General features: G+C 61.5%; 27 protein-coding genes. 23 read left to right on the top strand and 4 right to left on the bottom strand.

The features are described 5' to 3' along the window. Positions 1-455 precede the first annotated feature (455 nt). Entirely contained in the window at positions 456-722 is a 267-nt protein-coding gene (locus tag JXQ94_RS06130; protein ID WP_421922906.1) for a hypothetical protein, read from the bottom strand. 134 nt (positions 723-856) lie between these two features. Continuing rightward, positions 857-1,837 carry a porphobilinogen synthase gene (hemB, locus tag JXQ94_RS06135; RefSeq protein WP_421922907.1) on the bottom strand — a complete coding sequence of 327 codons (981 nt, stop codon included), beginning with the start codon at positions 1,835-1,837 and terminating at the stop codon, positions 857-859. Positions 1,838-1,971: 134 nt separating this feature from the next. On the opposite strand from hemB, the gene JXQ94_RS06140 reads away from it, so the two are divergent. The 8 genes from JXQ94_RS06140 to JXQ94_RS06175 all read left to right on the top strand — a co-directional run bounded on the left by JXQ94_RS06140 (position 1,972) and on the right by JXQ94_RS06175 (position 8,088). After that, entirely contained in the window at positions 1,972-3,108 is a 1,137-nt protein-coding gene (locus tag JXQ94_RS06140; RefSeq protein ID WP_421922908.1) for an isobutyryl-CoA dehydrogenase, read from the top strand. A gap of 71 nt (positions 3,109-3,179) precedes the next feature. Then, complete coding sequence (locus JXQ94_RS06145; RefSeq protein WP_421922909.1) at positions 3,180-3,443, top strand: type II toxin-antitoxin system Phd/YefM family antitoxin; 264 nt, start codon at positions 3,180-3,182, stop codon at positions 3,441-3,443. After that, the gene (locus JXQ94_RS06150) at positions 3,440-3,853 is read left to right on the top strand and encodes a type II toxin-antitoxin system VapC family toxin (RefSeq protein WP_421922910.1); all 414 of its coding nucleotides are present in this window, start codon (positions 3,440-3,442) and stop codon (positions 3,851-3,853) included. Before JXQ94_RS06145 ends, JXQ94_RS06150 begins: the two co-directional genes overlap by 4 nt. A 12-nt stretch (positions 3,854-3,865) precedes the next feature. Beyond that, complete coding sequence (locus JXQ94_RS06155; protein ID WP_421922912.1) at positions 3,866-4,921, top strand: enoyl-CoA hydratase/isomerase family protein; 1,056 nt, start codon at positions 3,866-3,868, stop codon at positions 4,919-4,921. Positions 4,922-4,969: 48 nt separating this feature from the next. Further along, positions 4,970-5,881, top strand: coding sequence for a 3-hydroxyisobutyrate dehydrogenase (mmsB, locus tag JXQ94_RS06160; protein WP_421923168.1), 912 nt, complete (start codon positions 4,970-4,972; stop codon positions 5,879-5,881). Positions 5,882-5,984: 103 nt separating this feature from the next. Beyond that, the gene (ldtR, locus tag JXQ94_RS06165; protein WP_295690967.1) at positions 5,985-6,476 is read left to right on the top strand and encodes a transcriptional regulator LdtR; all 492 of its coding nucleotides are present in this window, start codon (positions 5,985-5,987) and stop codon (positions 6,474-6,476) included. A 132-nt stretch (positions 6,477-6,608) separates the two neighbouring features. Beyond that, positions 6,609-7,832, top strand: coding sequence for a 5-aminolevulinate synthase (gene hemA, locus JXQ94_RS06170; protein ID WP_421922913.1), 1,224 nt, complete (start codon positions 6,609-6,611; stop codon positions 7,830-7,832). 28 nt (positions 7,833-7,860) lie between these two features. Beyond that, positions 7,861-8,088, top strand: a complete 228-nt coding sequence (locus JXQ94_RS06175) for a DUF6898 family protein (protein ID WP_295690964.1) — start codon at positions 7,861-7,863, stop codon at positions 8,086-8,088. A gap of 10 nt (positions 8,089-8,098) precedes the next feature. Here JXQ94_RS06175 and JXQ94_RS06180 read toward each other — a convergent pair whose 3' ends face one another. Beyond that, positions 8,099-8,521, bottom strand: coding sequence for a MucR family transcriptional regulator (locus tag JXQ94_RS06180; protein ID WP_295690963.1), 423 nt, complete (start codon positions 8,519-8,521; stop codon positions 8,099-8,101). A gap of 270 nt (positions 8,522-8,791) precedes the next feature. Between JXQ94_RS06180 and glyA the strand changes: the two genes are divergently transcribed. The 10 genes from glyA to JXQ94_RS06230 all read left to right on the top strand — a co-directional run bounded on the left by glyA (position 8,792) and on the right by JXQ94_RS06230 (position 17,641). Beyond that, positions 8,792-10,099 carry a serine hydroxymethyltransferase gene (gene glyA / locus JXQ94_RS06185; protein WP_295690960.1) on the top strand — a complete coding sequence of 436 codons (1,308 nt, stop codon included), beginning with the start codon at positions 8,792-8,794 and terminating at the stop codon, positions 10,097-10,099. Between the two features lie 9 nt (positions 10,100-10,108). Continuing rightward, positions 10,109-10,594: a transcriptional regulator NrdR gene (gene nrdR / locus JXQ94_RS06190; protein ID WP_295690958.1), complete on the top strand. Its 486-nt coding sequence runs from the start codon at positions 10,109-10,111 to the stop codon at positions 10,592-10,594. Beyond that, complete coding sequence (locus tag JXQ94_RS06195) at positions 10,591-11,166, top strand: RibD family protein (protein WP_421922914.1); 576 nt, start codon at positions 10,591-10,593, stop codon at positions 11,164-11,166. The genes nrdR and JXQ94_RS06195 overlap by 4 nt, the downstream gene beginning before the upstream one ends. After that, on the top strand, positions 11,166-11,771 hold the full coding sequence (locus tag JXQ94_RS06200; RefSeq protein ID WP_421922915.1) for a riboflavin synthase: 606 nt from the start codon (positions 11,166-11,168) through the stop codon (positions 11,769-11,771). Before JXQ94_RS06195 ends, JXQ94_RS06200 begins: the two co-directional genes overlap by 1 nt. A 15-nt stretch (positions 11,772-11,786) precedes the next feature. After that, positions 11,787-12,908 carry a 3,4-dihydroxy-2-butanone-4-phosphate synthase gene (ribB, locus tag JXQ94_RS06205; protein ID WP_421922916.1) on the top strand — a complete coding sequence of 374 codons (1,122 nt, stop codon included), beginning with the start codon at positions 11,787-11,789 and terminating at the stop codon, positions 12,906-12,908. Further along, positions 12,905-13,333 carry a 6,7-dimethyl-8-ribityllumazine synthase gene (gene ribH / locus JXQ94_RS06210; protein WP_421922917.1) on the top strand — a complete coding sequence of 143 codons (429 nt, stop codon included), beginning with the start codon at positions 12,905-12,907 and terminating at the stop codon, positions 13,331-13,333. The genes ribB and ribH overlap by 4 nt, the downstream gene beginning before the upstream one ends. A 2-nt stretch (positions 13,334-13,335) precedes the next feature. After that, entirely contained in the window at positions 13,336-13,818 is a 483-nt protein-coding gene (gene nusB / locus JXQ94_RS06215; protein WP_295690949.1) for a transcription antitermination factor NusB, read from the top strand. 3 nt (positions 13,819-13,821) lie between these two features. After that, entirely contained in the window at positions 13,822-14,787 is a 966-nt protein-coding gene (gene thiL / locus JXQ94_RS06220) for a thiamine-phosphate kinase (RefSeq protein WP_421922918.1), read from the top strand. A 39-nt stretch (positions 14,788-14,826) separates the two neighbouring features. Beyond that, a complete protein-coding gene (locus JXQ94_RS06225) occupies positions 14,827-15,348 on the top strand; it encodes a hypothetical protein (RefSeq protein WP_421922919.1) in 522 nt (173 codons plus the stop codon). Between the two features lie 199 nt (positions 15,349-15,547). After that, the gene (locus JXQ94_RS06230; RefSeq protein WP_421922920.1) at positions 15,548-17,641 is read left to right on the top strand and encodes a sodium-translocating pyrophosphatase; all 2,094 of its coding nucleotides are present in this window, start codon (positions 15,548-15,550) and stop codon (positions 17,639-17,641) included. Between the two features lie 217 nt (positions 17,642-17,858). On the opposite strand, the gene JXQ94_RS06235 is transcribed toward JXQ94_RS06230, so the two are convergent. Beyond that, positions 17,859-18,353: an outer membrane protein assembly factor BamE gene (locus tag JXQ94_RS06235; protein ID WP_421922921.1), complete on the bottom strand. Its 495-nt coding sequence runs from the start codon at positions 18,351-18,353 to the stop codon at positions 17,859-17,861. A gap of 117 nt (positions 18,354-18,470) precedes the next feature. On the opposite strand from JXQ94_RS06235, the gene JXQ94_RS06240 reads away from it, so the two are divergent. The 5 genes from JXQ94_RS06240 (at position 18,471) to JXQ94_RS06260 (ending at position 22,019) form a co-directional block, all read left to right on the top strand. Then, positions 18,471-19,004, top strand: a complete 534-nt coding sequence (locus tag JXQ94_RS06240) for a ubiquinol-cytochrome C chaperone family protein (protein WP_421922922.1) — start codon at positions 18,471-18,473, stop codon at positions 19,002-19,004. A gap of 96 nt (positions 19,005-19,100) precedes the next feature. Next, positions 19,101-20,159 carry a phosphate acyltransferase PlsX gene (plsX, locus tag JXQ94_RS06245; protein WP_421922923.1) on the top strand — a complete coding sequence of 353 codons (1,059 nt, stop codon included), beginning with the start codon at positions 19,101-19,103 and terminating at the stop codon, positions 20,157-20,159. Beyond that, on the top strand, positions 20,156-21,133 hold the full coding sequence (locus JXQ94_RS06250; RefSeq protein WP_421922924.1) for a beta-ketoacyl-ACP synthase III: 978 nt from the start codon (positions 20,156-20,158) through the stop codon (positions 21,131-21,133). Before plsX ends, JXQ94_RS06250 begins: the two co-directional genes overlap by 4 nt. A gap of 97 nt (positions 21,134-21,230) precedes the next feature. Next, positions 21,231-21,536 (top strand): integration host factor subunit alpha, encoded by a 306-nt coding sequence (locus JXQ94_RS06255; protein ID WP_301062976.1) that lies wholly within the window; start codon positions 21,231-21,233, stop codon positions 21,534-21,536. Positions 21,537-21,566: 30 nt separating this feature from the next. Next, positions 21,567-22,019: a MerR family transcriptional regulator gene (locus JXQ94_RS06260; protein ID WP_421922925.1), complete on the top strand. Its 453-nt coding sequence runs from the start codon at positions 21,567-21,569 to the stop codon at positions 22,017-22,019. The last annotated feature ends 82 nt before the right edge of the window (positions 22,020-22,101 follow it).

Here is a 22,101-nt window from a genome sequence, read left to right on the forward strand (position 1 = left end):
GGGCAGGTCCGGGAAGTTGAGGTTGGCGGGAGATTACCGTGTTCGCGGAACGCTGCCATGTTTGCGGTGCACGCGGCGCTCAACATCGCAACTCAACCTCCTGGTCATCCCGGACGGAGCCCTGACTTGACCAGGGCGCAGATCCGGGACCTGTAAGCCCGGTGTGGCCGATATCAGCGCGTATGGGTCCCGGCTCTGCGGCCTGCTTTCGCAGGACAGGAGCCTGTGCCCGCGAAGGCGGGTGGCCGGGATGACAACCAGATCTCACATTATGTAGGTCGCAATTCGCGCGCCGCGCGAAATCATCCATTAATCGCTTGTCAGCCAGCGGGCCGTATCCGGTTCTTGAGGTCAAGGGCGCGCAGCGCCGCTCCGCGGTTGAAACCCTTGAGCTCAAGAACCGGATACGGCGGACTCCCGGCAAGCGGTTTAGGGCGGGGTGTGCGCCGCAGGCGCTAGCACCGGATCGGTTTGGCAATCGAATGAAAAACGATCGCAAACATCACGCTCACGACAAAGCAGCCACCCGCAAACCATAGGAAGGGCGCGACAACCTCGGCAGGAATTTTGTCGGGTATCGAGGCGATCATCATGACCATGCCGGCGAGCCACGTGAGAAAGAAGGAGCAGGCGATGGGCATGAAGGGCCAGAATGCCATGCGCTGCCGGACGTTGCATTCCGGACAGCGGGGAATGGGATGGCTGCCGGTGTACTGGGCCAAATCACCATAGTGCCTGACCGGTTCTCCAACTCACCCCAGCATCCGTCTTTGGTCCTTGAGTTCGGCGACGTAGCCGTCAAACACATAGCCGCAGCCGAGACATTTCATGCGTCCCCAAGCCATGAAGTATGCTTCTACCCGCCAAGCTTCATCGCCGCCCGCCGTGCAAAATACGTCACCACGCCCGCCGCGCCGGCCCGCTTGAAGGCCAGCAGGCTTTCCATCATGACCCGGTCGCCATCGATCCAGCCATTGGCGGCAGCGGCTTCGATCATCGCGTACTCGCCGGAGACCTGGAAGGCATAGACGGGAACGGGGAACGTGTCGGAGAGGGCGCGGACGATGTCGAGATAGGGCAGGCCGGGCTTGACCATGACCATGTCGGCGCCCTCGGCGATGTCGAGTTCGACCTCGCGCAGGCATTCATCGCGATTGGACGGGTCCATCTGATAGGTCTGCTTGTCGCCCTTCAACGCGGCTGCCGAGCCGATCGCCTCGCGGTAAGGGCCGTAAAAGCCCGACGCGTATTTGGCGGCATAGGAGAGGATCATCGTGTCGTGATGGCCTTCGCCTTCCAGCGCCTCGCGGATGGCACCGATGCGGCCGTCCATCATGTCGGACGGGGCGACCACATCACAGCCGGCATCGGCCTGGATCAGGGCCTGTTCGATCAGCCGTTCGACGGTCTCGTCATTGGCGATCCGGTCGCCCTGCAGGATCCCGTCATGGCCATGCGTGGTGAACGGGTCGAGCGCGACATCGCAAATCACGCCGAGATCGGGGGCGGCGTCCTTGATGGTGCGGATGGCGTTGGGGACGAGCCCGTCCGGATTGAGCGCTTCGGAGCCGGCGTCGTCCTTCTTGGCCGGGTCGATATGGGGAAAGATCGCCATGGCCGGTATGCCCAGGTCCTGGGCTTCCTTCGCTGCCTTCGCCAGTGCAGCGAGGGAGAGGCGTTCAACGCCGGGCATGGCGGCGACCGGCTCGACCGGGTCGGCGGTGTCCGAGACCACGACCGACCAGATCAGGTCATTCACCGACAGGGTGTTTTCGCGCACGAGGCGGCGCGACCAGTCGGCCTGGCGGGTGCGGCGAAGGCGGGTATTGGGATACATGTCGGCCTCTGGTCTTCTTCGTCTGCAATGACATATCAAACTTGCCGCCGCGGCAAACCCGCGTTACGGCTCCGGCCAAAGCCGTCGGGCAAGATTTGTCCGCCAAACAATCGAATAGCAACAGGAGTACTGCTGTGGATTTCGCTCTCACAGAAGATCAGACCCTGATCCGCGACATGGCGAGAAAATTCGCCGAGGACCGTCTCAAGCCCCATGCGGCCAAGTGGGACGAAGAGAAATACTTCCCTGTCGAGGTGATGCGCGAGGCTGCCGAGCTCGGTTTTGCCGGGATTTATACCGCCGAGGATGTTGGCGGGTCCGCCCTGTCGCGCCTCGATGCCGCGATCATCTTTGAAGAATTGTCGCGCGGCTGTGTGCCGACGGCCGCCTTCCTGTCGATCCACAATATGTGCGCCTGGATGATCGACAGCTGGGGCAATGAGGAACAGCGTCAGCGATTCCTTCCCGGCATGATGACGATGGAAAAGATCGCCTCCTATTGCCTGACCGAGCCGGGCGCCGGGTCGGATGCCGCCCAGCTGCGCACCAGGGCCGTCCGCGATGGCGATGATTATGTGCTCAACGGCGCCAAGGCCTTTATCTCGGGCGCCGGCACGTCGGATTATTATGTCGTCATGTGTCGTACCGGCGGTGACGGTCCCAAGGGTATCTCGACCATTGTGGTCGAGAAGGGCACGCCTGGCCTCTCCTTCGGCGCCAATGAAAAGAAGATGGGCTGGAATGCCCAGCCGACCCGCGTCGTCACCTTCGAGGACTGCCGCGTTCCCGCCGCGAACCTGCTCGCCGAAGAGGGCATGGGCTTCACCCTGGCGATGAAGGGCCTCAATGGCGGCCGCATCAATATCGGTGCCTGCTCGCTGGGCGGCGCGACCGAAGCCTTCGAGCTGGCAAAAGACTATGTCGGCACGCGCAAGCAGTTCGGCCGCGAGATCGGGCAGTTCCAGGTCACCCAGTTCAAGCTGGCCGACATGGCAACCGAGCTCGAAGCCTCCCGCATGATGCTCTATCGCGGCGCCGCGGCGATCGATGCCGGCGATCCGTCAGCCGCGAAGTTCTGTGCCATGGCCAAACGCTTCGCCACCGATACCTGTTTCGACGTCGCCAACCAGGCCCTGCAGCTGCATGGCGGCTATGGCTATCTCCAGGACTACCCGCTCGAGCGCATTGTGCGTGATCTCCGCGTCCACCAGATCCTGGAAGGCACCAACGAGATCATGCGGGTGATTATTGCCAAGGATGTGATGAAGTAGCGGAAAACCGGCCTGTTCCGATGACGTGTTTCGGGTTATGATCTGACCATCATTCTGGTCAGGAGTCTTGCATGATCGAAATCGGGGTTCTGGAAGCCAAGACGCGGCTCTCCGCTCTGCTGGAAATGATCGAGCGGGGTGAGGGGCCGATTGTGATTACCCGTTATGGCAAGCGCGTGGCGGTCTTGTCGAAAGACGTGGCTTATGCCGTACCGCCGCGCCTGTCGGGCGAGACATTGGCAGCACGATTGAAGGCTTTTCGCGACAGCCAGAAGGCGGCACCTGAGCTGGACGGTTTGTCCTGGGACGAGCTGAAAGACGAGATGCGGAAGTGACCCGGCTTGTCGTCGACGCATCGGCCGCGATCAGCTGGTTCGTTGCATCACAGTCCGGGCGGCGCAGTGCGGCCTTTGAGCAACGACTCGTCACGTACGAATTGATTGCCCCGGATGTCTTCGCTTGGGAGATGGCCAATCTCTTCCGGCGTTTCTCGCTGGCCGGGGCGTTGGAGTTCGACAGCGCGATGGCAATTCTCGACCAATTGGGAATCGCGTTCTCCCGGTCCCGCTCGGCGAGTGAAATTTTCAGTCTCGCACCGCTGGCACTTGATCTGCGCCTGAGCCTGTTTGACGCGGCCTATCTCGCCCTCGCTGTGGAATCCGAGGCCGAACTGGTCTCTCGTGATCGCGCCCTGTTGACCGCCGCTCGCGCGCACGCCATCCCCTGTCACGATTTGAATGAATAGAGCGGAGCCAACATGACCGACGACCCCGAAATCATCGCCCGCAAGATCGGCCAGGTCGGCCGGATCACGTTGAACCGCCCCAAGGCGCTCAATGCGCTCAGCCATGGCATGTGCCTCATGATGGTCGAGGCGCTGCAGGCCTGGCGGGATGATGACAGCGTGAAGGCCATCGTCGTTGACGGGGCTGGCGAGAAGGGGTTCTGCGCCGGCGGGGATATTCTTCAGTTGCACAATTCCGGCAAGGCGGGCGACGACAAGGCCTGGCTGTTCTGGCGCGATGAGTACCAGCTCAACACGCTGATCCATCACTATCCCAAACCCTATGTGGCGCTGATCGATGGCATCACCATGGGCGGCGGTGTTGGCGTGTCAGTACACGGTTCACACCGGGTCGCCGGTGACCGGACGATGTTTGCCATGCCGGAAACCGGTATCGGCTTTCACCCCGATGTCGGCGGGGCCTATTTCCTGCCGCGCCTGGCGGGCGAGATCGGCACCTGGATGGGCCTGACCGGTGCGCGCCTGAAAGCGCCGGACTGCGTCGCGGCGGGTCTGGCGACGCACTACTGCCCCTCCGGCCAGTATGACGCGCTCATCGAAGCGCTCGAGAGCGCCGACCTCAGCGGCGAAGACGCGCTGGAAGTCCTGCTGGAGGAATTCTCCGGTGATCCTGGTGACAGCGACCTGTCGGTGACCGGTGGGCTGATCGACGCGGCCTTCGCCGGCGACAGCGTTGAAGACATCGTCGCTCGCATCGAGGCCGCGGGCGATGCCTGGTCGGCCAAGCAGGCGAAAATCCTCGGCACCAAGTCCCCGACAGCCTTGAAGCTGACGCTGGCCTGCCTGCGCAAGGGCGCCGATCTCTCCTTCGAGGATGTGATGCGGCAGGACCTGCGGGTTTCCAGCTGGTGCCTGACTGGGACTGATTTCTACGAGGGTGTGCGCGCCGTCATCATCGACAAGGACCAGTCGCCGAAATGGTCGCCTGTCGCGGCTGACAGCGAGATCGCCACGGCGTTTGCGCCGCTCGATGAGGCCCATGAGATGAGCTTTCTCGCCGACGCCTGACGGACACCTCACAAAGACCACCAACAAGACACCACAAAGACCACCACTATCAACGGGGAGTACAACATGGCCCGCATCGCCTTTATCGGACTTGGAAACATGGGATCCGGCATGGCCGCAAACCTGGTCAAGGCCGGGCATGAGGTTCACGCGTTTGATCTCAGCCCCGACGCCGTCGCCCAGGCAGTCGGGCAGGGCGCTGTTGCGTCCGCCAGCGCCCCGGACGCCGTTGCCGGATCAGACGCGGTGGTCACCATGTTGCCCGCGGGCAAACATGTGCGGGGTGTCTATGAAGGCCAGATTTTCGACGCCGCCGCACCGGGCACGCTCTTCCTCGATTGTTCGACGATTGATGTGGACAGCGCCCGCCATGTCGGGGGGCTGGCGGTGGAAAAGGGCTTCCGCTTTGTCGACGCACCCGTCTCCGGCGGGGTCGCCGCTGCCCAGGGCGGATCGCTGACCTTCATGGTCGGCGGCAGCGAGGGGGATTTCGCAGCGGCTGAACCCATTCTCGACGCGATGGGCAAGGCGGTGATCCGGGCGGGCGATGTCGGTGCCGGCCAGGCCGCCAAGATCTGCAACAACATGCTGTTGGCCATCACCATGATCGGGACGTGTGAGGCCTTCGCGCTGGCCGAGAAGCTCGGTCTGGACCAGCAGAACTTCTTCGATATTTCGTCCAAGGCGTCCGGCCAGTCCTGGTCGATGACGGCCTATTGCCCGGTCCCGGGGCCGATCCCGACCACGCCGGCCAATCATGGCTACCAGCCAGGCTTTGCGACAGCGATGATGCTCAAGGACCTCAAGCTTGCGCAGGACGCGGCACAGAGTGCCGGCGCCACAACACCGCTGGGTGCCCAGGCCGAGGCGCTCTATGCGATGTTTGACAATCTTGGCGGTGGATCGGCCGACTTCTCAGGCATCTACAAGCTGCTGGATGGCAGCTGGGGTGCGCGTTGACACCAATTTAACCAAGCCTGTTAAGGGGATTTTCGCGCTTTGCCGCTAATGTCATCAACGTAAGCAATATAACGATCATCAAAGATCGGTTGGAGTGTGTGTGATGGCGATGGCAGAAAGCGTGGCACCGGAGGCGGCGCCGAGTTCCGATTATCTTGAGCTTCTTCAACTGGTGGAGCGCCTCCACCGGCAATTGCTCGATGTGGTCAAGGACGAGCTCGACCGAGAGGGTCTGGACGATCTGAACAGTGTCCAGGCTCTGCTCCTGTTCAATATCGGTGATCAGGAATTGACGGCGGGAGAACTGCGGACCCGTGGCCATTATCTCGGCTCCAATGTGTCCTACAATCTCAAGAAGCTGGTCGATGCCGGTTATATCCGGCACGAGCGTTCGGCTGTTGATCGCCGCGCCGTGCGGGTAAGCCTGACCGATAGCGGTTTTGCGGTGTGTGCACATCTGAACAAGTTGTTCGAGCGTCAGGGGTCATCCCTGAATCCCGTCGGTGGTGTCGATGTCGAGCAAATGCCGGCAATCAATACCGCGCTGGCGCGCATCGAGCGTTTCTGGGCAGATCACATCCGGTTCAGGATGTAGGGCCTTTTGGGCTGCGAATGAAAAAATCCATTGGGTGCGGCGCTTCGTCCATTATACGGACGGCTGATAACGGACTATGTATCGACTCACCGTCCGGTTGGCATGTAGTGAACGTCGTGAAAGGCCCGTCCCATGGATTACCAAACCGCGTTTCAGGATGCCGTCCGTCGTGTGAAGGCTGAAGGGCGCTATCGCGTCTTTGCCGACCTGCTGCGACGCAAGGGCGATTTCCCCGTGGCGCGCTGGCGCTCCGAGGATGGCAAGGTCCGCGACGTCACTGTCTGGTGCTCCAATGATTATCTCGGCATGGGCCAGGTGCCGTGTGTCGTGGAGTCGATGAAGAAAGCGATTGATGATGTCGGTTCAGGCGCCGGCGGTACGCGCAATATCTCCGGCACCACGCACTATCATGTCGAGCTCGAGCGTTCGCTCGCCGACCTTCATCAGAAAAGCGCGGCCCTGCTTTTCACCTCAGGCTACATCGCCAATGAGGCGACCCTGTCGACCCTTGGCAAGATCCTGCCCGGGCTCGTCATGTTTTCGGATGAGCTCAACCACGCGTCGATGATTGAGGGCGTGAAGGGCGCGCGCTGTGAAAAGCGAATCTGGCGCCATAATGATCTCGAACATCTGGAAGAATTGCTGGCCGCAGCGCCCGCCGATGCACCGAAGGTGATCGCCTTCGAGTCCGTCTACTCCATGGACGGCGATATCGGTCCGCTTGAGGCGGTCTGTGACCTCGCCGACAAATATGGCGCACTGACCTATCTCGATGAAGTGCACGCGGTCGGCCTCTACGGCCTGCGTGGGGCGGGGATCGCGGAGCGCGAAGGCCTGATGGACCGGATCGACATCATCGAGGGTACGCTGGGCAAGGCTTTCGGTGTGATGGGCGGTTATATCGCGGCCGACGGCGCAATCGTTGATGCGATCCGTTCCATGGCGCCGGGTTTCATCTTCACAACAGCCCTGCCGCCGGCCCTGGCGGCTGGCGCGCGGGCGAGTGTGGAATATCTCAAGGCGGCGCATCATCTGCGTGACGCGCACCAGGAACGTGCCGCGACCTTGAAAACGCGGCTTGCCGAGGCCGGTTATCCGGTCATGGTATCGGAGACCCATATTGTTCCGATCAAGGTCGGCGACCCGGTCCTCTGCAAGCGTATTTCCGACATGCTGCTCGAAGAGCATGGTGTCTATGTCCAGCCGATCAACTACCCGACCGTGCCGCGCGGCACGGAGCGGCTGCGGCTGACTCCGAGCCCGTTGCATGACGACGGAATGTTTGACCAGCTCATCGAGGCACTTGATGATGTCTGGGAGCGGGCGTGCGAACAGACCGGGGTGGCCCGGGCCTGAATTCGGCTCGCTCAAGCGAGGTCCGGGAATGGCCGGCGAGATTTTTGTCGAAATCCAGCGAGTGGGAAACGCCTTGCGCGTGGCCGCCATTGACGGTGCCACGGCCGAGGAGGTTGTATTCCAGGTTCCCGCGAAGACACCAAGGGCTGATATTGATGTCCTGGCCCGCGCCAAGCTGGCCTGGAAACTCAAGCGGGCATCGGCCAATAAAAAACGGCCGGACACAGGGTCCGGCCGTCGGGGGATCGAAGTCTAGATCGGGCGGACTAGCCGTCTTTCTTGCCGCGTCCCAGACCAATATCCTTGGCGAATTGTGACCGCTTGCGCGAATAGGCCGGCGCGACCATCGGGTAGTCCGAAGGCAGATTCCATTTCCGGCGATAGTCGTCCGGCGACATGTTGTATTGCGAGCGCAAATACCGCTTGAGCATTTTGAGTTTCTTGCCGTCCTCGAGGCAGACGATGTAGTCGTCGGCAACGGACTTGGAGACAGCGACAGCCGGCTTGGTTTTGGGCTCGGGCTTCACTTCCGACTCTGAAACTTCCTTCATTGTCGCATGTACTGACTTGATCAGGTCGGGCACGTTATCGGCCGGCATGGAGTTGTGCGAGAGATAGGAAGCGACAACATCGGTCGTCATCCGCAGCAATTCTTCCTTGTCGATATCGGGGAGCATGTCGTCGGCCATTTATGGAACCTTTCAAGATACGCTGTCTTGCTTGTGTCACACGTGGTGACTTCATTCATTATTGCAATGCCTGATCGATATTATGACTTGATAGCGAGTTCAAGTGAGTATGATTGAATATGTTTCATACGCACCTGCGCCGGCAGAAATGTTCAAGTAATCTGATTTGGCGCGACTCAGCATGATCGCGCCTGCAGCCGCGCCAATTGTCCGCTTGCCCCGCCCGGGGCAGCACCTTATCACACGAGATAAATGTGATGAGGAAGCGTCATGCCCGATACCCAGATCGAAGCCAGCCAGGAAAATCCGTTTTTCACCCGGTCCATCGTTGAGAGTGATCGCGACGTGGCGCATGCGATCCATGAAGAAATCCAGCGTCAGCAAAGCCAGATCGAGCTGATTGCATCGGAGAATATCGTCTCCCGCGCGGTGCTGGAGGCGCAGGGCTCGCCGCTGACCAACAAGTATGCCGAAGGCTATCCGGGGCGCCGTTATTATGGCGGTTGTGAGCATGTCGATGTTGTCGAGACACTCGCCATCGAGCGCGCCAAGGCGCTCTTCGGTGCCCAATACGCCAATGTCCAGCCGAATTCGGGCAGCCAGGCCAATCAGGGTGTCTTTCTCGCCCTGCTCAAGCCAGGCGATACCATCCTTGGCATGTCTCTCGACGCCGGGGGGCATCTGACCCATGGCGCCCGCCCCAACATGTCGGGAAAATGGTTCAAGGCTGAAAGCTATGGTGTGCGCGAGAGCGATGCGCGGATCGATTATGACGCGGTCCGGGCCAAGGCTCATGAGGTCAAGCCACAGCTGATCATTGCCGGCGGGTCGGCCTATCCGCGCGAGATCGATTTCGCCGAATTCCGCAAGATCGCGGATGAAGTTGGCGCCTATCTTCTGGTCGATATGGCCCATGTCGCCGGTCTGGTGGCTGGTGGGGTCTATCCCAATCCGATGCCCCACGCCCATGTCTGCACGACGACGACCCACAAGACTTTGCGCGGGCCGCGCGGCGGCATGATCCTGTCCAACGATCTTGATCTCGGCAAGAAGTTCAATTCCGCGATTTTCCCGGGCCTGCAGGGCGGTCCGCTCATGCATGTGATCGCGGGCAAGGCGGTGGCCTTTGGCGAAGCGCTGCAGCCGGAGTTCAAGGATTATGTCAAACAGGTCGTCGCCAATTGCCAGGCGATGTCCAAGGCGATCACCGATGGGGGTTATGCCATTGTCTCCGGTGGAACGGACAGCCATCTGGCGCTCGTCGATCTGCGTCCGAAGGGCCTGAAAGGCAATATCGCCGAGGAAGCCCTCGAGCGCGCCTACATCACCTGCAACAAGAATGGCGTCCCGTTCGATCCGGAAAAGCCGACAGTGACCTCGGGTCTGCGCGTTGGCTCGCCGGCGGGGACGACCCGCGGTTTCGGAGAGGCGGAATTCACCCTGATCGGTGAGTTGATGGTGAAGGTACTTGATGCGCTGGTCGATCAACCTGAGGGCAATGCGGAGATCGAGGGCGAGGTTCGCGAGACGGTGAAGGCGCTCACTGCGCGCTTCCCCATCTATCCCGAATTGGCCTAGGGTACCCGCATGCGTTGTCCTTTTTGCGGTCATCCCGATACCCAAGTGAAGGATTCCCGTCCGGCGGAGGACGGGAATGCCATTCGTCGCCGGCGGCAATGTCCGTCCTGTGCAGCCCGTTTCACCACATTCGAGCGCGTGCAATTGCGCGAGCTGACCGTGATGAAGAAGTCGGGGCGGCGGGTGCCGTTTGACCGTGACAAGCTGAACCGCTCCATCCAGCTTGCGATGCAAAAGCGCAATATCGAGCCGGATCGCATCGATCAGATGATTTCCGGTATTGTCCGGCGCCTGGAGTCGACGGGCGAGACCGATGTGACGTCAGACCGGGTCGGTGAGCTGGTCATGGAAGGTCTCAAGAATCTCGATGCCGTGGCCTATGTTCGCTATGCCTCGGTCTACAAGGATTTCCACAAGGTCGAGGATTTCCGCGAATTCATCACCGATGAAGCGCTGAGCGCCCATTTCGGAACAAGCGAAGACGACAAGGAATGAACGCCGCGGCGCGTCCGCGTGTCACATTGAAACTGGCGACCTCGCTCGACGGGCGGATCGCGCTGGCCAATGGGGCTTCGCAATGGATCACCGGTCCGGAAAGCCGCGCGGTTGTGCATCGCATGCGCGCTGCTCATGACGCCATCCTCACCGGCATCGGCACCATCCTCGCGGATGATCCCCAATTGACGGCACGGCCCGAGGGCGGGTGCGAGCGTCAGCCGGATATCATCATCATGGACAGCCAGGGACGCACGCCTGCGAATGCCCGCGTGTTCAAGGGGGGCGACCGTTCCGTGACGCTGATACCCTATCGTGACCTGGGCCGTGCGATGGCCGGGCATCAGCGCGTCATGATCGAGGCGGGAGCCGGGATCGCGGCCTCGGCGGTGCGGGACGGACTGGTGGATTGTATCGAATGGTTCCGCGCGCCAATGCTGTTGGGAGGCGACGGAATGCCGGTTCTCGCAGCTCTGGGCCTTGAGACACTCGACACCGCCCCCATTTTCAGGCGGACAGGCGTCGTGGAACGCGGCGCTGATCTGCAGGAAACCTACGAACGGACAGGCTGATGTTTACCGGAATAGTCACGGCGAAAGGCCGCATTCGCGCGATCAGCGGCGAGGGCGTGCGCCGCTTCGAGATCGAAGCGCCCTACGATGCTGACACCATCGCGCTGGGTGCATCGATTGCCCATGCCGGGGCCTGTCTGACGGTAGTGGAAGTCGTTGGGGTGCCCGAGGGCTGCTGGTTCGCTGTTGAGGTGTCGCCGGAGACCTTGCGCCTGACCACGCTGGGAAGCTGGCAGGTCGGCGATCCGGTCAATCTCGAGCGCGCCCTGGCGATTGGCGAGGAACTTGGTGGTCATCTGGTCACCGGGCATGTCGATGGCCTCGGTGAGCTGGTTGATCGGCGTGAGGAGGGCGAGTGGCTGGTTCTGTCCGTGCGTCCCCCACCGGACCTTAATCGCTTCATTGCGCGGAAGGGCTCGATCACCGTCGATGGCGTTTCCCTGACCGTCAATGCGGTGACCCGCGACTGTTTTGATCTGATGATCATTCCGCATACGGCGGAGGTCACGACACTGGGCGCGCTGCAAGTTGGCGCGCACGTCAATCTTGAGGTTGACCTCATGGCACGCTACGCCGCCCGCCTGAGCGAATTTTCGCCGACCTGATATTTGGAGACGCGCGTGAGCGACATCCCACTTTCCCCCATCGAGGACGTTATCGAGGATGCGCGCAATGGACGCATGTTCATCCTTGTCGACGCCGAGGACCGCGAGAATGAGGGCGACCTGGTCATCCCGGCCAAGTTCGCCACTCCCGATGCGGTCAATTTCATGGCCAAGCACGGGCGCGGCCTGATTTGTCTGGCGATGAGCCAGGAACGCGTCACCCAGCTCGATCTGAAACTGATGGCCAGCGATAACCGCTCGCGTCACCAGACCGCGTTCACGACCTCGATCGAGGCCCGCGAGGGTGTCACCACCGGCATCTCGGCCCATGACCGGGCCCGTACGATCGAAGTGGCGACTGATCCGTCCAAAGGCGCCGAGGACATTGCCACACCGGGCCATGTCTTTCCGCTGGTCGCTCGCGATGGCGGCGTGCTGGTCCGGGCTGGTCATACCGAGGCCTCCGTCGATGTGGCCCGCCTGGCCGGCGCCGGTTCGTCCGGCGTGATCTGCGAGATCATGAATGAAGACGGGTCGATGGCGCGCCTCCCTGACCTCGTCGCTTTTGCCCAGCTGCACGGGCTGAAGATCGGCACGATTGCCGACCTGATCGCCTATCGTCGCAAGAATGACCGCTTTATCGAACGGCGCCTCGAGAGCGAGTTCACATCCCAATTGGGCGGTCCGTTCAAACTGGTCGTGTTTCGCAATACGCTGGACGGCTCCGAGCACGTTGCCCTGGTGAAGGGGGAACCCAATGCCGGTGAAGCGACCACTGTGCGCATGCACAAGGTCAGTTTTGTTGATGATGTCCTCCATGAAAGCGGTCCGCGTGGCGAGAAGGTGGAAGCCGGAATCCGGGCAATTTCCCAGGCCGACGGCCCGGCGGTCATGGTCTTCATCCGCGAGACCTCGCATACCGCGATCATTGAGCGGCTTGGTGCCCATCCCAGCCTGCCTCAGGACGAGCGTGAGGCACGCCGCCTGCGTGAGTATGGCGTCGGCGCGCAGATCCTGCTGGACCTTGGCGTGCGCGACATGATTCTTCTGACCACCAAGCCGCAGACAATTGTCGGCCTTGAGGGCTATGGTCTGTCTATCCGCGAAGAGCGGCATTTTCCGGAGGGTGACGCATGAGCGCGCCGAAATACCTGATCATTGCGGGGACATTCTACCGCGACATCGCTGATGCCCTGATCAAGGGCGCGCGCGACGCCATCGAGGCCAAGGGCTGCGCCTTTGACATTGTCGAAGTCCCCGGTGCGCTGGAAATCCCCGGCACGATTGCTCAGGCCGAAAAGGCCGGCGCCGGTTATGACGGCTATGTCGCGCTGGGCTGTGTTATTCGTGGTGAGACCACTCATTATGACTATGTCTGCGGTGAATCGGCGCGTGGAATCATGGATTTGAACCTTCGGGCCATCCCTGTGGGCAATGGTATTCTCACGGTTGAGAACCGCGCCCAGGCCTTGAAGCGCGCCATCGACAATAATAAAGGCGCGGATGCAGCCAATGCGGCGATGATGCTGATCGAGCTGCGCAACCGCTTCAGGAGCGCATGATCATGGCTGCAGCCAGCAAGGAATCCACATCGGAAAACCGGGCCCGTCTCCGTCGGGCTGCACGCCTCTCAGCCGTTCAGGCGCTCTATCAGATGGAGATCAGCGGGCAGGGCGCGGCGGCGGTTATCCGCGAATTTCGCGATCATCGTTTCGGTGGTGATCACGAAGCGCCTGATTATGTCGAGGCCGACGAGGATTTCTTCGAAAGCCTGGTGAGCGGTGTTGTCGAGATGCAGGCCCGCGTCGATCCGGCGATGGACGCATTGCTGGCTGAAGGCTGGCGTCTGGAACGCCTGGACTCGACCGTGCGTGCCATCCTGCGCGTTGGTGGATTTGAGCTCATGCATCGCAAGGATGTGCCTGCGCGCGTGGTGATTGATGAATACATCGAAATCGCCAATGCCTTCTTCGAGGGGTCCGAGCCGAAATTCATCAATGCGGCTTTCGATCGCGCCGCCCGCGACGCTCGCCCGGACGAATTCTGAGCCATGGCCGGCGACGGCGAATTCGACTTCATCCGGCGGCATCTCCTGCCTCTGAGTGAAGGCGATCCCGTCGCCCTCAACCTGGCCGATGATGCGGCCCTGCTCGACCCGAATCCAGGTGAGAGCCTCGTGCTCGCCTGCGATACCCTGATCGCGGGCGTGCATTTTCGCGACAGTGACTCTCCGGAAACCGTCGCCCGTCGTGCCTTGCGCAGCAATCTCTCCGATCTGGCAGCGATGGGGGCGTCGCCGCGCCACTATCTGGCGGCCCTGTCCTGGCCCGGCGCGCTTGGCGCCGGGTGGCGTGAAGCTTTCCTGGCTGCCTTGAAACACGACCAATCCCGCTTTGGTCTCACGCTTGTCGGCGGCGATACCACGGTGACGCCCGGGCCGCTCACGATCAGCCTGACCCTTGTTGGCGCCGTCCCAGTCGGCCAGGCCGTGACCCGCAACGGCGCGCAGGTTGGCGAGGATGTCTGGGTCTCCGGACAGATCGGGGACGGATTTCTCGGTCTCATGGCGGCGCAATCGGGTGCAGCTGCGCTTGCGGATTGCCTGACTCGCTATACCGCACCGGAGCCGCGCCTGGCGCTGGGTGAGGCTCTTCGCGGACTGGCCAGCAGCGCGGTAGATATCTCTGACGGTCTGATCGCCGATCTCGGCCATATTGCCCGGGCGAGTGATTGCGGGCTCGAAATCGAGATCGAAGCGGTACCATTGTCGAAGGCCGGCAAGGCCTGGCGCGCGTCGCCGGAGGGGGATGTCCATCGCCTGCTCGCAGGTGGCGATGATTACGAGCTGGCCTTCACAGCTCCGGTCGCCGCACGGGGCCGGATCAATGCGATCAGTGAAACGCTCGGCCTCGCCCTGACCCGCATCGGTTCGGTTACCGGGGATGCCCGGATATGTCTGCGAGATGCGACCGGCGCGTTGCTGGCGCCGCAGCGGACCGGGTTTACGCATTTTTGAGGCAAAGCTGTCAGTCTGAGCAATGACTGAGAGGCTTTCATGCGCAATGTTTTCGCTCGAGTGGCTGCAATCTTTCTGGTATCGCTGATCCCGATGCCCGCCCATGCCTTGGTGGCCCCGCCGGCGGAGTCCGGAGATGGTTCGGGTGATGCGGGCGGTCGCGGCAATCGCTTCCTGACCATCTTCAATCTTGCCGGGTCGGATGAGGATGATGAGGAAGAAGCCGAGGACGACGAAGACGATCCGCGCAGTTTCACCATGCCGACCGTGGTCGCCCCCTTGTCGAGCCAAGGCCATCTGACTGGCTATGCCTATGTGCAAATCCGCGTTCGCGTGGCGACCGGGCACAATGTCTGGGATATTCGCGAGGATGCCCACTACGCCCTCGATGCCGCGGTGAGGGCGGCTTTCCGCACTTCGGTCTCCAATGACGAAGGCTCTGCGCTCGATACCGAGCGTGCCGTGGAAGTATGGCAGGCTGCGCTTGGCGAGCACTATGGACCGAGTGCCATCGAGCGCATCGAGATTCGCCAGGCTGATACCCGGCTCTTTCGTCGCTAAAACTATATTGCAGTGCAGCAAGTCAATGTTTTGACTTGGCAAAGAGTGCGTATTGCACCGCCCCAATGCTTTGGGCATAGTCTCCCCAACAATAAGAATAAAAGCGGGGGAGTTGTCTAAGGTCGGCGTGGTCACACGCGCATGCTTTCCCGTATTCCTTCCGAGACCACAACGAAGTGAACAAACGGGGCTGGAAGCCATGAACATGCTTTTTTTGGCCATTGCGGCAGCTGTTCTCGCCATCATCTACGGGGTCGTTCAGACCCAACGTCTGATGGGTGCGAGCGCAGGCACGGAGAAGATGCAGGAGATCGCATCGGCCATCCAGGAAGGCGCAAACGCCTACCTTAAACGTCAATACACAACCATCGCCATCGTCGGCGTCGTCGTCTGTATCCTGATCGCCGTCTTCCTCGGCTGGCAGGTAGCGCTCGGCTTTGCCATCGGTGCCATTTTGTCCGGCGCTGCCGGATTTATCGGCATGCTGATCTCGGTCCGCGCCAATGTGCGTACGACCCAGGCTGCCAGTACGAGCCTGGGTGCCGGCCTCGCCGTGGCTTTCCGGTCCGGTGCGATCACCGGGATGCTGGTTGCCGGTCTCGCCCTGCTGGGTGTGGCTGGTTATTACTGGGTTCTGACCGGTCCGATGGGACTGGTCCTCGGAAGCGAAGATACCGGGCGGATCATCATCGACTCCCTGGTCGCTCTCGGCTTCGGGGCCTCCCTGATCTCGATCTTCGCCCGTCTCGGCGGCGGTATCTTCACCAAGGGTGCGGATGTCGGCGGTGACATGGTCGGCAAGATCGAAGCCGGTATTCCCGAAGATGATCCGCGCAATGCGGCCACCATCGCCGACAATGTCGGCGACAATGTCGGTGATTGTGCCGGCATGGCGGCTGATCTGTTCGAGACGTATGCAGTGACCGTGGTTGCGACCATGGTGCTGGCGGCGATCTTCTTCTCCGGCGGTCTGGCGACCACGATGGTGCTCTATCCGCTCATGATCGCCTCGGCCTGTATCGTGACCTCGATCATCGGCACCTTCTTTGTGAGCCTCGGCAAGGGCACCAATGTGATGGGCGCGCTCTACAAGGGCCTCATCGTTGCCGGTGTCTTGTCGATCGGTGCGCTCTACTTCGTGACCGATTTCACGATCGGCATGGGTGATATCGCCGAAGTGAACGGCAAGATGATCACCGGGATGAACCTGTTCTGGTCTGGCCTGATCGGCCTGATCGTAACGGCAGCGATCATCTGGGTCACCGAGTACTATACCGGGACTGCCTATCGCCCGGTGAAGTCGGTGGCTCTGGCCTCGGAGTCCGGGCATGGCACGAATGTCATCCAGGGCCTCGCGGTCTCGCTGGAATCGACGGCGCTGCCAGCCCTGATCATCATTGGTGGCATTCTGAGTACCTATGCCCTGGCGGGCCTGTTCGGGATTGCCATTTCGGTGACGACCATGCTGGCCTTGGCCGGATTGATCGTGGCCCTCGATGCCTTCGGTCCGGTGACGGACAATGCGGGGGGCATTGCTGAGATGGCTGGTCTCGACGAGAGCGTCCGCAATACGACCGACACGCTTGACGCGGTGGGCAACACCACCAAGGCGGTGACCAAGGGCTATGCGATCGGTTCGGCCGGTCTTGGCGCCCTGGTCCTGTTCGCGGCCTACACGACGGATGTCGAACATCTGCTGGGGATTGAGCCGAACTTCTCGCTCGAGAACCCGTATGTGATCGTCGGCCTCCTCTTCGGTGGTCTGCTGCCATATCTCTTCGGCGGCATGTCTATGATGGCCGTTGGTCGTGCGGCGACCGCCGTGGTTGCCGAGGTGCGTCGTCAGTTCAAGGAGATCCCGGGCATCATGGAGTACAAGGCGAAGCCGGATTATGGCCGCGCCGTGGACATCCTGACCAAGGCGGCGATCCGCGAAATGATCGTGCCTTCGCTTCTGCCCGTCCTGTCTCCGATCGTGCTCTACTTTGCGATCAATGCGATCGCCGGCCAGGCGGAAGCCTTGGCTGCGGTTGGTGCGATGCTGCTGGGCGTGATCGTCAATGGTCTCTTCGTGGCCGTTTCCATGACCGTCGGTGGCGGTGCCTGGGACAACGCCAAGAAGTATATCGAAGACGGCCATCATGGTGGCAAGGGCTCGGAGGCTCACAAGGCGTCCGTGACCGGCGATACGGTTGGTGATCCCTACAAGGACACGGCTGGTCCAGCCGTGAACCCGATGATCAAGATCACGAATATCGTGGCCCTGCTTCTGTTGGCCGTCCTGGCCCACTAGGCAGGATCACGCCTGATCCTGGAAGAGCTCCGGCCTTTGGCCGGGGCTCTTTTTTTGTCCGCTGTGCGCGGCCTGCGGGCCAATGTGTTTCGGTGGCGAAGGACGGGCGGACAGCGGCGGAGAAGGCTGCGACCTGTTTGCTCACAGCGGGCGCCGCGCACAAAAAAGCCCCGGTCCGTGAACCAGGGCTCTTTGGATGTCGCGCTGCCGGTCGCGTCTACTGGTCGCGACGCGGACCGCCGGCGCCGCCGGGCAGGTTTTGCTCGCCACCGAATTGTTCAGAGGGCAGGCGCCCGACATTGCCGAGAAGCTGTTCCAGGAAGGTCAGTTCGCGACCCCGTGTCGGCGTCTCGCGGTCCGCATAGGCAACCACCCGGCCGTCTTCCAGCCCGTATTCGGAGACTTCGGAGACCACACCATTATCGTCGAAGGTGACGGCGATGATGCGGCGGTCACGTGTTGCCGGCCGGAGATAGGCCAGGCTCTCACGGGTCGCTGAGATATAATACCAGGTGTTATCCTCGAAAGTTCCACGTGTTGACGGATTGCCGAGGCGCGACAGCACCGTGGATTCGGTGTCTTCAGCCACCAGGATTTCGGGCACGTCCTGAGTCGTGTAGCGATAGCCGTGCGATCGAAGGACCGGATTGCAGGCCGATGCGCCGATCGCGCAAGCGGCAATCAGGACTGTAAGGCTAACGCGACGCTTCATCAGGAACTCCTGCGAGATGGGTCTGCCGCGCGCGACGTGATGACGCGTGCGGCGCTGTCTTGACCTAACCAAGGGCGAGCTTAGCTTCAAGCGCCAATTCTTGGGAGAGCGGATCGCATGTTGAACCGTCTTTTCGGCCGAAAGCCGGAAAAACTACGCGCCGAAGCGCTGTATCGCGATGTCGTGACGGTTGCCCGCACGCCGGATTTCTATGCCAGGCTGGGAGTTCCGGACACGGTCGAAGGCCGTTTCGAGATGATCATCCTGCATTGTGCCTTGGTGGTGCTGACCCTGAAAGCGCAGGACGGCGACGAGTCAGCGCGTCTCAGCCAGGCGCTCTTTGACACCATGTTCGATGATTTTGATGCCGCCATGCGCGAAATGGGCGTGGGCGACTCAGGCGTTGGCAAGAAGATCCGCTTCATGGCGGAGGGCTTCTATGGTCGAGCCGAAGCGCTGCGCGAAGCGGCCAGCCAGGACCAGGCGGATGAATTGCAGGCCGTGCTGTCGCGCAATGTTTTCAACGCTGAGGCGGATGACGCGCGCGCGCCAGCCCTTGCCCTATACGTCAACTCGGCACTTGAAGCCTTGCGGGCACAGGGTGGGGCAGCGTTGATCGCCGGGGCGTCCCCGGCCTTTCCGGCGATCTGATCGCCGTCTTGCTGTCTTGCATTGCTAGAGTCATGGGCTAAGTTCCGCGGGCTTTCGGCGCAGCGCGCCTTTGCGAGGGACATTGCACCGCTACTCATGACAGCTATCCCCACGATTTCGGTCGACGCCATGGGCGGAGATCTCGGACCCGAGGCGGTCGTCGAGGGTATCGGCCATGCGCTCAAGCGCTGGCCGGACCGCAAGGCGCACTATCTGCTTCACGGTGACGAGGCGCAGCTCGCGCCGCTTCTGGAAAAGCATCCGAAAGTCGCCGCCGTTTGCGAGTTGCGACATACGGAGACGCTGGTTCAGATGACAGACAAGCCGAGCGAAGCCGTTCGGCGCGCGCGCGGCTCCTCGATGTGGAATGCCATCCAGAGCGTGAAGGCCGGTGAGGCGGGTGCGATCGTGTCCTCGGGCAATACCGGCGCCTTGATGGCGATCGGCAAGGTCATCCTGCGCATGAAAAAGGGCGTTCACCGTCCGGCGATTTCTGCGAATTGGCCCACGCCCAAAGGGCATACGGTTGTCCTCGATGTGGGCGCCAATGTTCAGTGCGGTGCGACCCAGCTGGTTGAGTTCGCAATTATGGGCGAGGCCTATCACAGTGCCGTATTCGGCGGTGACTCGCCGTCTGTCGGTCTGCTCAATGTCGGCCAGGAAGAACTCAAGGGAAATGACACGGTGCGCGAGGCGGATCAGCTGATCCGCAAATCGGGCCTCGATATTGCCTATCAGGGTTTCATCGAGGGCAATGACATTTCGGCCGGCGGCATCGATGTCGTGGTCACCGATGGGTTCACCGGGAATATTGCGTTGAAGACCGCCGAAGGCACGGCCCGTCTGGTCGCCGGCTGGGTGCGTGAGGCGCTGACCAGCTCGCTGCTGGCCAAGCTCGCGGCCGGTCTGCTCTCGCTCGGCGCGCTCGAACGCCTGCGCCAGAGGATGGATCCGCGCTACATCAATGGCGGTGTGCTGCTGGGCCTCAAGGGGATCGTCGTGAAATCGCATGGCGGTGCCGACGGTGAGGGTTTCGCCTCGGCGCTCGGCCTGGCCTATGTCATGGCGAAGAGCGATTTCATGGCCCAGATTCGCGCCAATCTCGACAAATTCGCCAGTTTTGAAGAAGAACAGGAAGTCGTGGCAGCTTCATGACCGAGTTGAGTACGCGTATCGCCGGTATCGGCTCCTATTTGCCCGAGCGGATCCTGACCAATGACGAAATCTCCGCCATGGTGGATACCAGCGACACCTGGATCCGCGAGCGGACGGGTATCCGTCAGCGCCATATAGCCGGTGAGGGCATCACGACGTGCGACCTGGCGGAGCGGGCTGCGCGTCGCGCGCTCGAAGATGCCGGGCTCGAGGCGGACGATCTTGACCTGATCGTGGTCGCCACAACGACTCCTGATTTCACCTTTCCCTCGGTTGGTACCATGCTGCAGGCTCGGCTCGGCGCGACCCGGGGGGCGGCTTTTGATGTCCAGGCCGTCTGTACCGGCTTTGTTTACGCCATTGCCATGGCGGACAATATGCTGGCGCGTGGCCAGGCGAAGACGGCTCTGGTCGTCGGTGCCGAGACCATGTCGCGGATTCTCGATTGGACCGACCGCTCGACCTGTGTGCTTTTCGGGGATGGCGCCGGTGCGATGGTTTTGCAGGCGGCGGAACCCGATGAGGGCACCGAACGCTCGGGAGTTCTGGGCACATATCTGCGCTCGGATGGGCGATTCAAGGATTTGCTCCATGTCGATGGCGGCCCGTCCTCGACCGGAACGGTGGGTCATTTGCGCATGGTGGGCAATCAGGTCTTCCGTCATGCCATCACCAATATCGCTGAATCCATGACCACGATCGCCAAGCGTTCCGGCGTCACGATCGAGGAAGTGGACTGGTTTGTGCCTCATCAGGCCAATCAGCGGATACTTGAAGGTGTTGCGCGAAGGCTTTCAATTCCAACGGAAAAAGTCATATCCACGGTTGCTGATCACGGGAATACCTCGGCGGCCTCGGTTCCGCTTGCCTTTGACCGGGCGGTGCAGGACGGGCGCATCAAGCGGGGCGACCTGGTTTTGATGGAAGCGCTGGGCGGTGGCTTCACCTGGGGCGCCGCGCTCGCGCGTTATTGATCTTTTATTCGCCGGTTTCTTGCACTTAACCAAGACCTTGGCGTTGACCTGACCCGCTTTGGAGGCGTAGCTTCATATCGTCTTTGTGGGGATAGCTATGTCAGACAAAACCTTGACGCGAGCAGATCTGGCGGAATCGGTCTACCGAGAGGTTGGCCTTTCACGTCAGGAATCAGCCGATCTTGTTCAGTCCGTACTGGGCATGGTGTCGGATACGCTGGCCAAGGGTGAGTCCGTCAAACTCTCCTCATTCGGCTCGTTCCTTCTGCGGGACAAGCGTGGACGTGTCGGGCGTAATCCGAAGACCGGAGTGGAGGTGCCGATTGAGGCGCGCCGCGTCCTGGTGTTCAAACCGTCGCAAGTTCTCAAGGAGCGCGTCGACTCGGCTCTGTCCAAGGATTAGGACAGGCCCGGAGGCTGACGCGAAGGGCGCATGTCGGTCACAAAGAAGTCTGCGGACGCATTTCGGACCATCAGCGAGGCCGCTGATGAACTGGATATCCCGGCGCATGTCCTGCGCTTTTGGGAAAGCAAATTCGCCCAGATCAGCCCGCTCAAACGTGCCGGAGGCCGGCGTTTCTACCGTCCCCAGGACCTGCAATTGCTGCGCGGCGTGAAGCGGCTCCTTTATGAGGATGGCTACACGATCAAGGGCGCCCGGAAGTATTTCAAGGATCATGGCATCGCTGCGGTTATGGCGATGGGTGAGGGCGAAGCCGGCTCGGTGCGCGACGGCCTCGCAATTGATGCCGCCGACCGCGAGACACCGGCCCTGACGGCTCCGGTGCGTCCGCGCCCGGCCGATGGTGCCCAACGTCAGCTCGATGACATCCTCGCCGATCTGGAAAACGCCCGGGCCAAGCTGAAAGCCGCTCTGGAACCCTGATGTCCCGAGCATTGCCCGGGCCACCGCACACCGCGCTGACACACCTGTTGCGGAGCCGGAAAGCTCACCCTATAAGCGACTT

The organism is Maricaulis maris, from assembly GCF_049116555.1.
In the GTDB taxonomy this organism is placed as follows: Bacteria; Pseudomonadota; Alphaproteobacteria; order Caulobacterales; family Maricaulaceae; genus Maricaulis; species Maricaulis maris_C.

Coding starts and splice junctions, on each gene's coding strand:
- JXQ94_RS06240 (WP_421922922.1), top strand. CDS start 18,471: ATGTTGAACCGTCTTTTCGGCCGAAAGCCGGAAAAACTACGCGCCGAA.
- JXQ94_RS06195 (WP_421922914.1), top strand. CDS start 10,591: ATGAACGCCGCGGCGCGTCCGCGTGTCACATTGAAACTGGCGACCTCG.
- ldtR (WP_295690967.1), top strand. CDS start 5,985: ATGGCGATGGCAGAAAGCGTGGCACCGGAGGCGGCGCCGAGTTCCGAT.
- JXQ94_RS06175 (WP_295690964.1), top strand. CDS start 7,861: ATGGCCGGCGAGATTTTTGTCGAAATCCAGCGAGTGGGAAACGCCTTG.
- JXQ94_RS06235 (WP_421922921.1), bottom strand. CDS start 18,353: ATGAAGCGTCGCGTTAGCCTTACAGTCCTGATTGCCGCTTGCGCGATC.
- nusB (WP_295690949.1), top strand. CDS start 13,336: ATGGCTGCAGCCAGCAAGGAATCCACATCGGAAAACCGGGCCCGTCTC.
- JXQ94_RS06145 (WP_421922909.1), top strand. CDS start 3,180: ATGATCGAAATCGGGGTTCTGGAAGCCAAGACGCGGCTCTCCGCTCTG.
- JXQ94_RS06180 (WP_295690963.1), bottom strand. CDS start 8,521: ATGGCCGACGACATGCTCCCCGATATCGACAAGGAAGAATTGCTGCGG.
- thiL (WP_421922918.1), top strand. CDS start 13,822: ATGGCCGGCGACGGCGAATTCGACTTCATCCGGCGGCATCTCCTGCCT.
- JXQ94_RS06255 (WP_301062976.1), top strand. CDS start 21,231: ATGTCAGACAAAACCTTGACGCGAGCAGATCTGGCGGAATCGGTCTAC.
- JXQ94_RS06250 (WP_421922924.1), top strand. CDS start 20,156: ATGACCGAGTTGAGTACGCGTATCGCCGGTATCGGCTCCTATTTGCCC.
- hemB (WP_421922907.1), bottom strand. CDS start 1,837: ATGTATCCCAATACCCGCCTTCGCCGCACCCGCCAGGCCGACTGGTCG.
- ribH (WP_421922917.1), top strand. CDS start 12,905: ATGAGCGCGCCGAAATACCTGATCATTGCGGGGACATTCTACCGCGAC.
- JXQ94_RS06225 (WP_421922919.1), top strand. CDS start 14,827: ATGCGCAATGTTTTCGCTCGAGTGGCTGCAATCTTTCTGGTATCGCTG.
- JXQ94_RS06155 (WP_421922912.1), top strand. CDS start 3,866: ATGACCGACGACCCCGAAATCATCGCCCGCAAGATCGGCCAGGTCGGC.
- JXQ94_RS06200 (WP_421922915.1), top strand. CDS start 11,166: ATGTTTACCGGAATAGTCACGGCGAAAGGCCGCATTCGCGCGATCAGC.
- plsX (WP_421922923.1), top strand. CDS start 19,101: ATGACAGCTATCCCCACGATTTCGGTCGACGCCATGGGCGGAGATCTC.
- JXQ94_RS06260 (WP_421922925.1), top strand. CDS start 21,567: ATGTCGGTCACAAAGAAGTCTGCGGACGCATTTCGGACCATCAGCGAG.
- nrdR (WP_295690958.1), top strand. CDS start 10,109: ATGCGTTGTCCTTTTTGCGGTCATCCCGATACCCAAGTGAAGGATTCC.
- hemA (WP_421922913.1), top strand. CDS start 6,609: ATGGATTACCAAACCGCGTTTCAGGATGCCGTCCGTCGTGTGAAGGCT.
- glyA (WP_295690960.1), top strand. CDS start 8,792: ATGCCCGATACCCAGATCGAAGCCAGCCAGGAAAATCCGTTTTTCACC.
- JXQ94_RS06230 (WP_421922920.1), top strand. CDS start 15,548: ATGAACATGCTTTTTTTGGCCATTGCGGCAGCTGTTCTCGCCATCATC.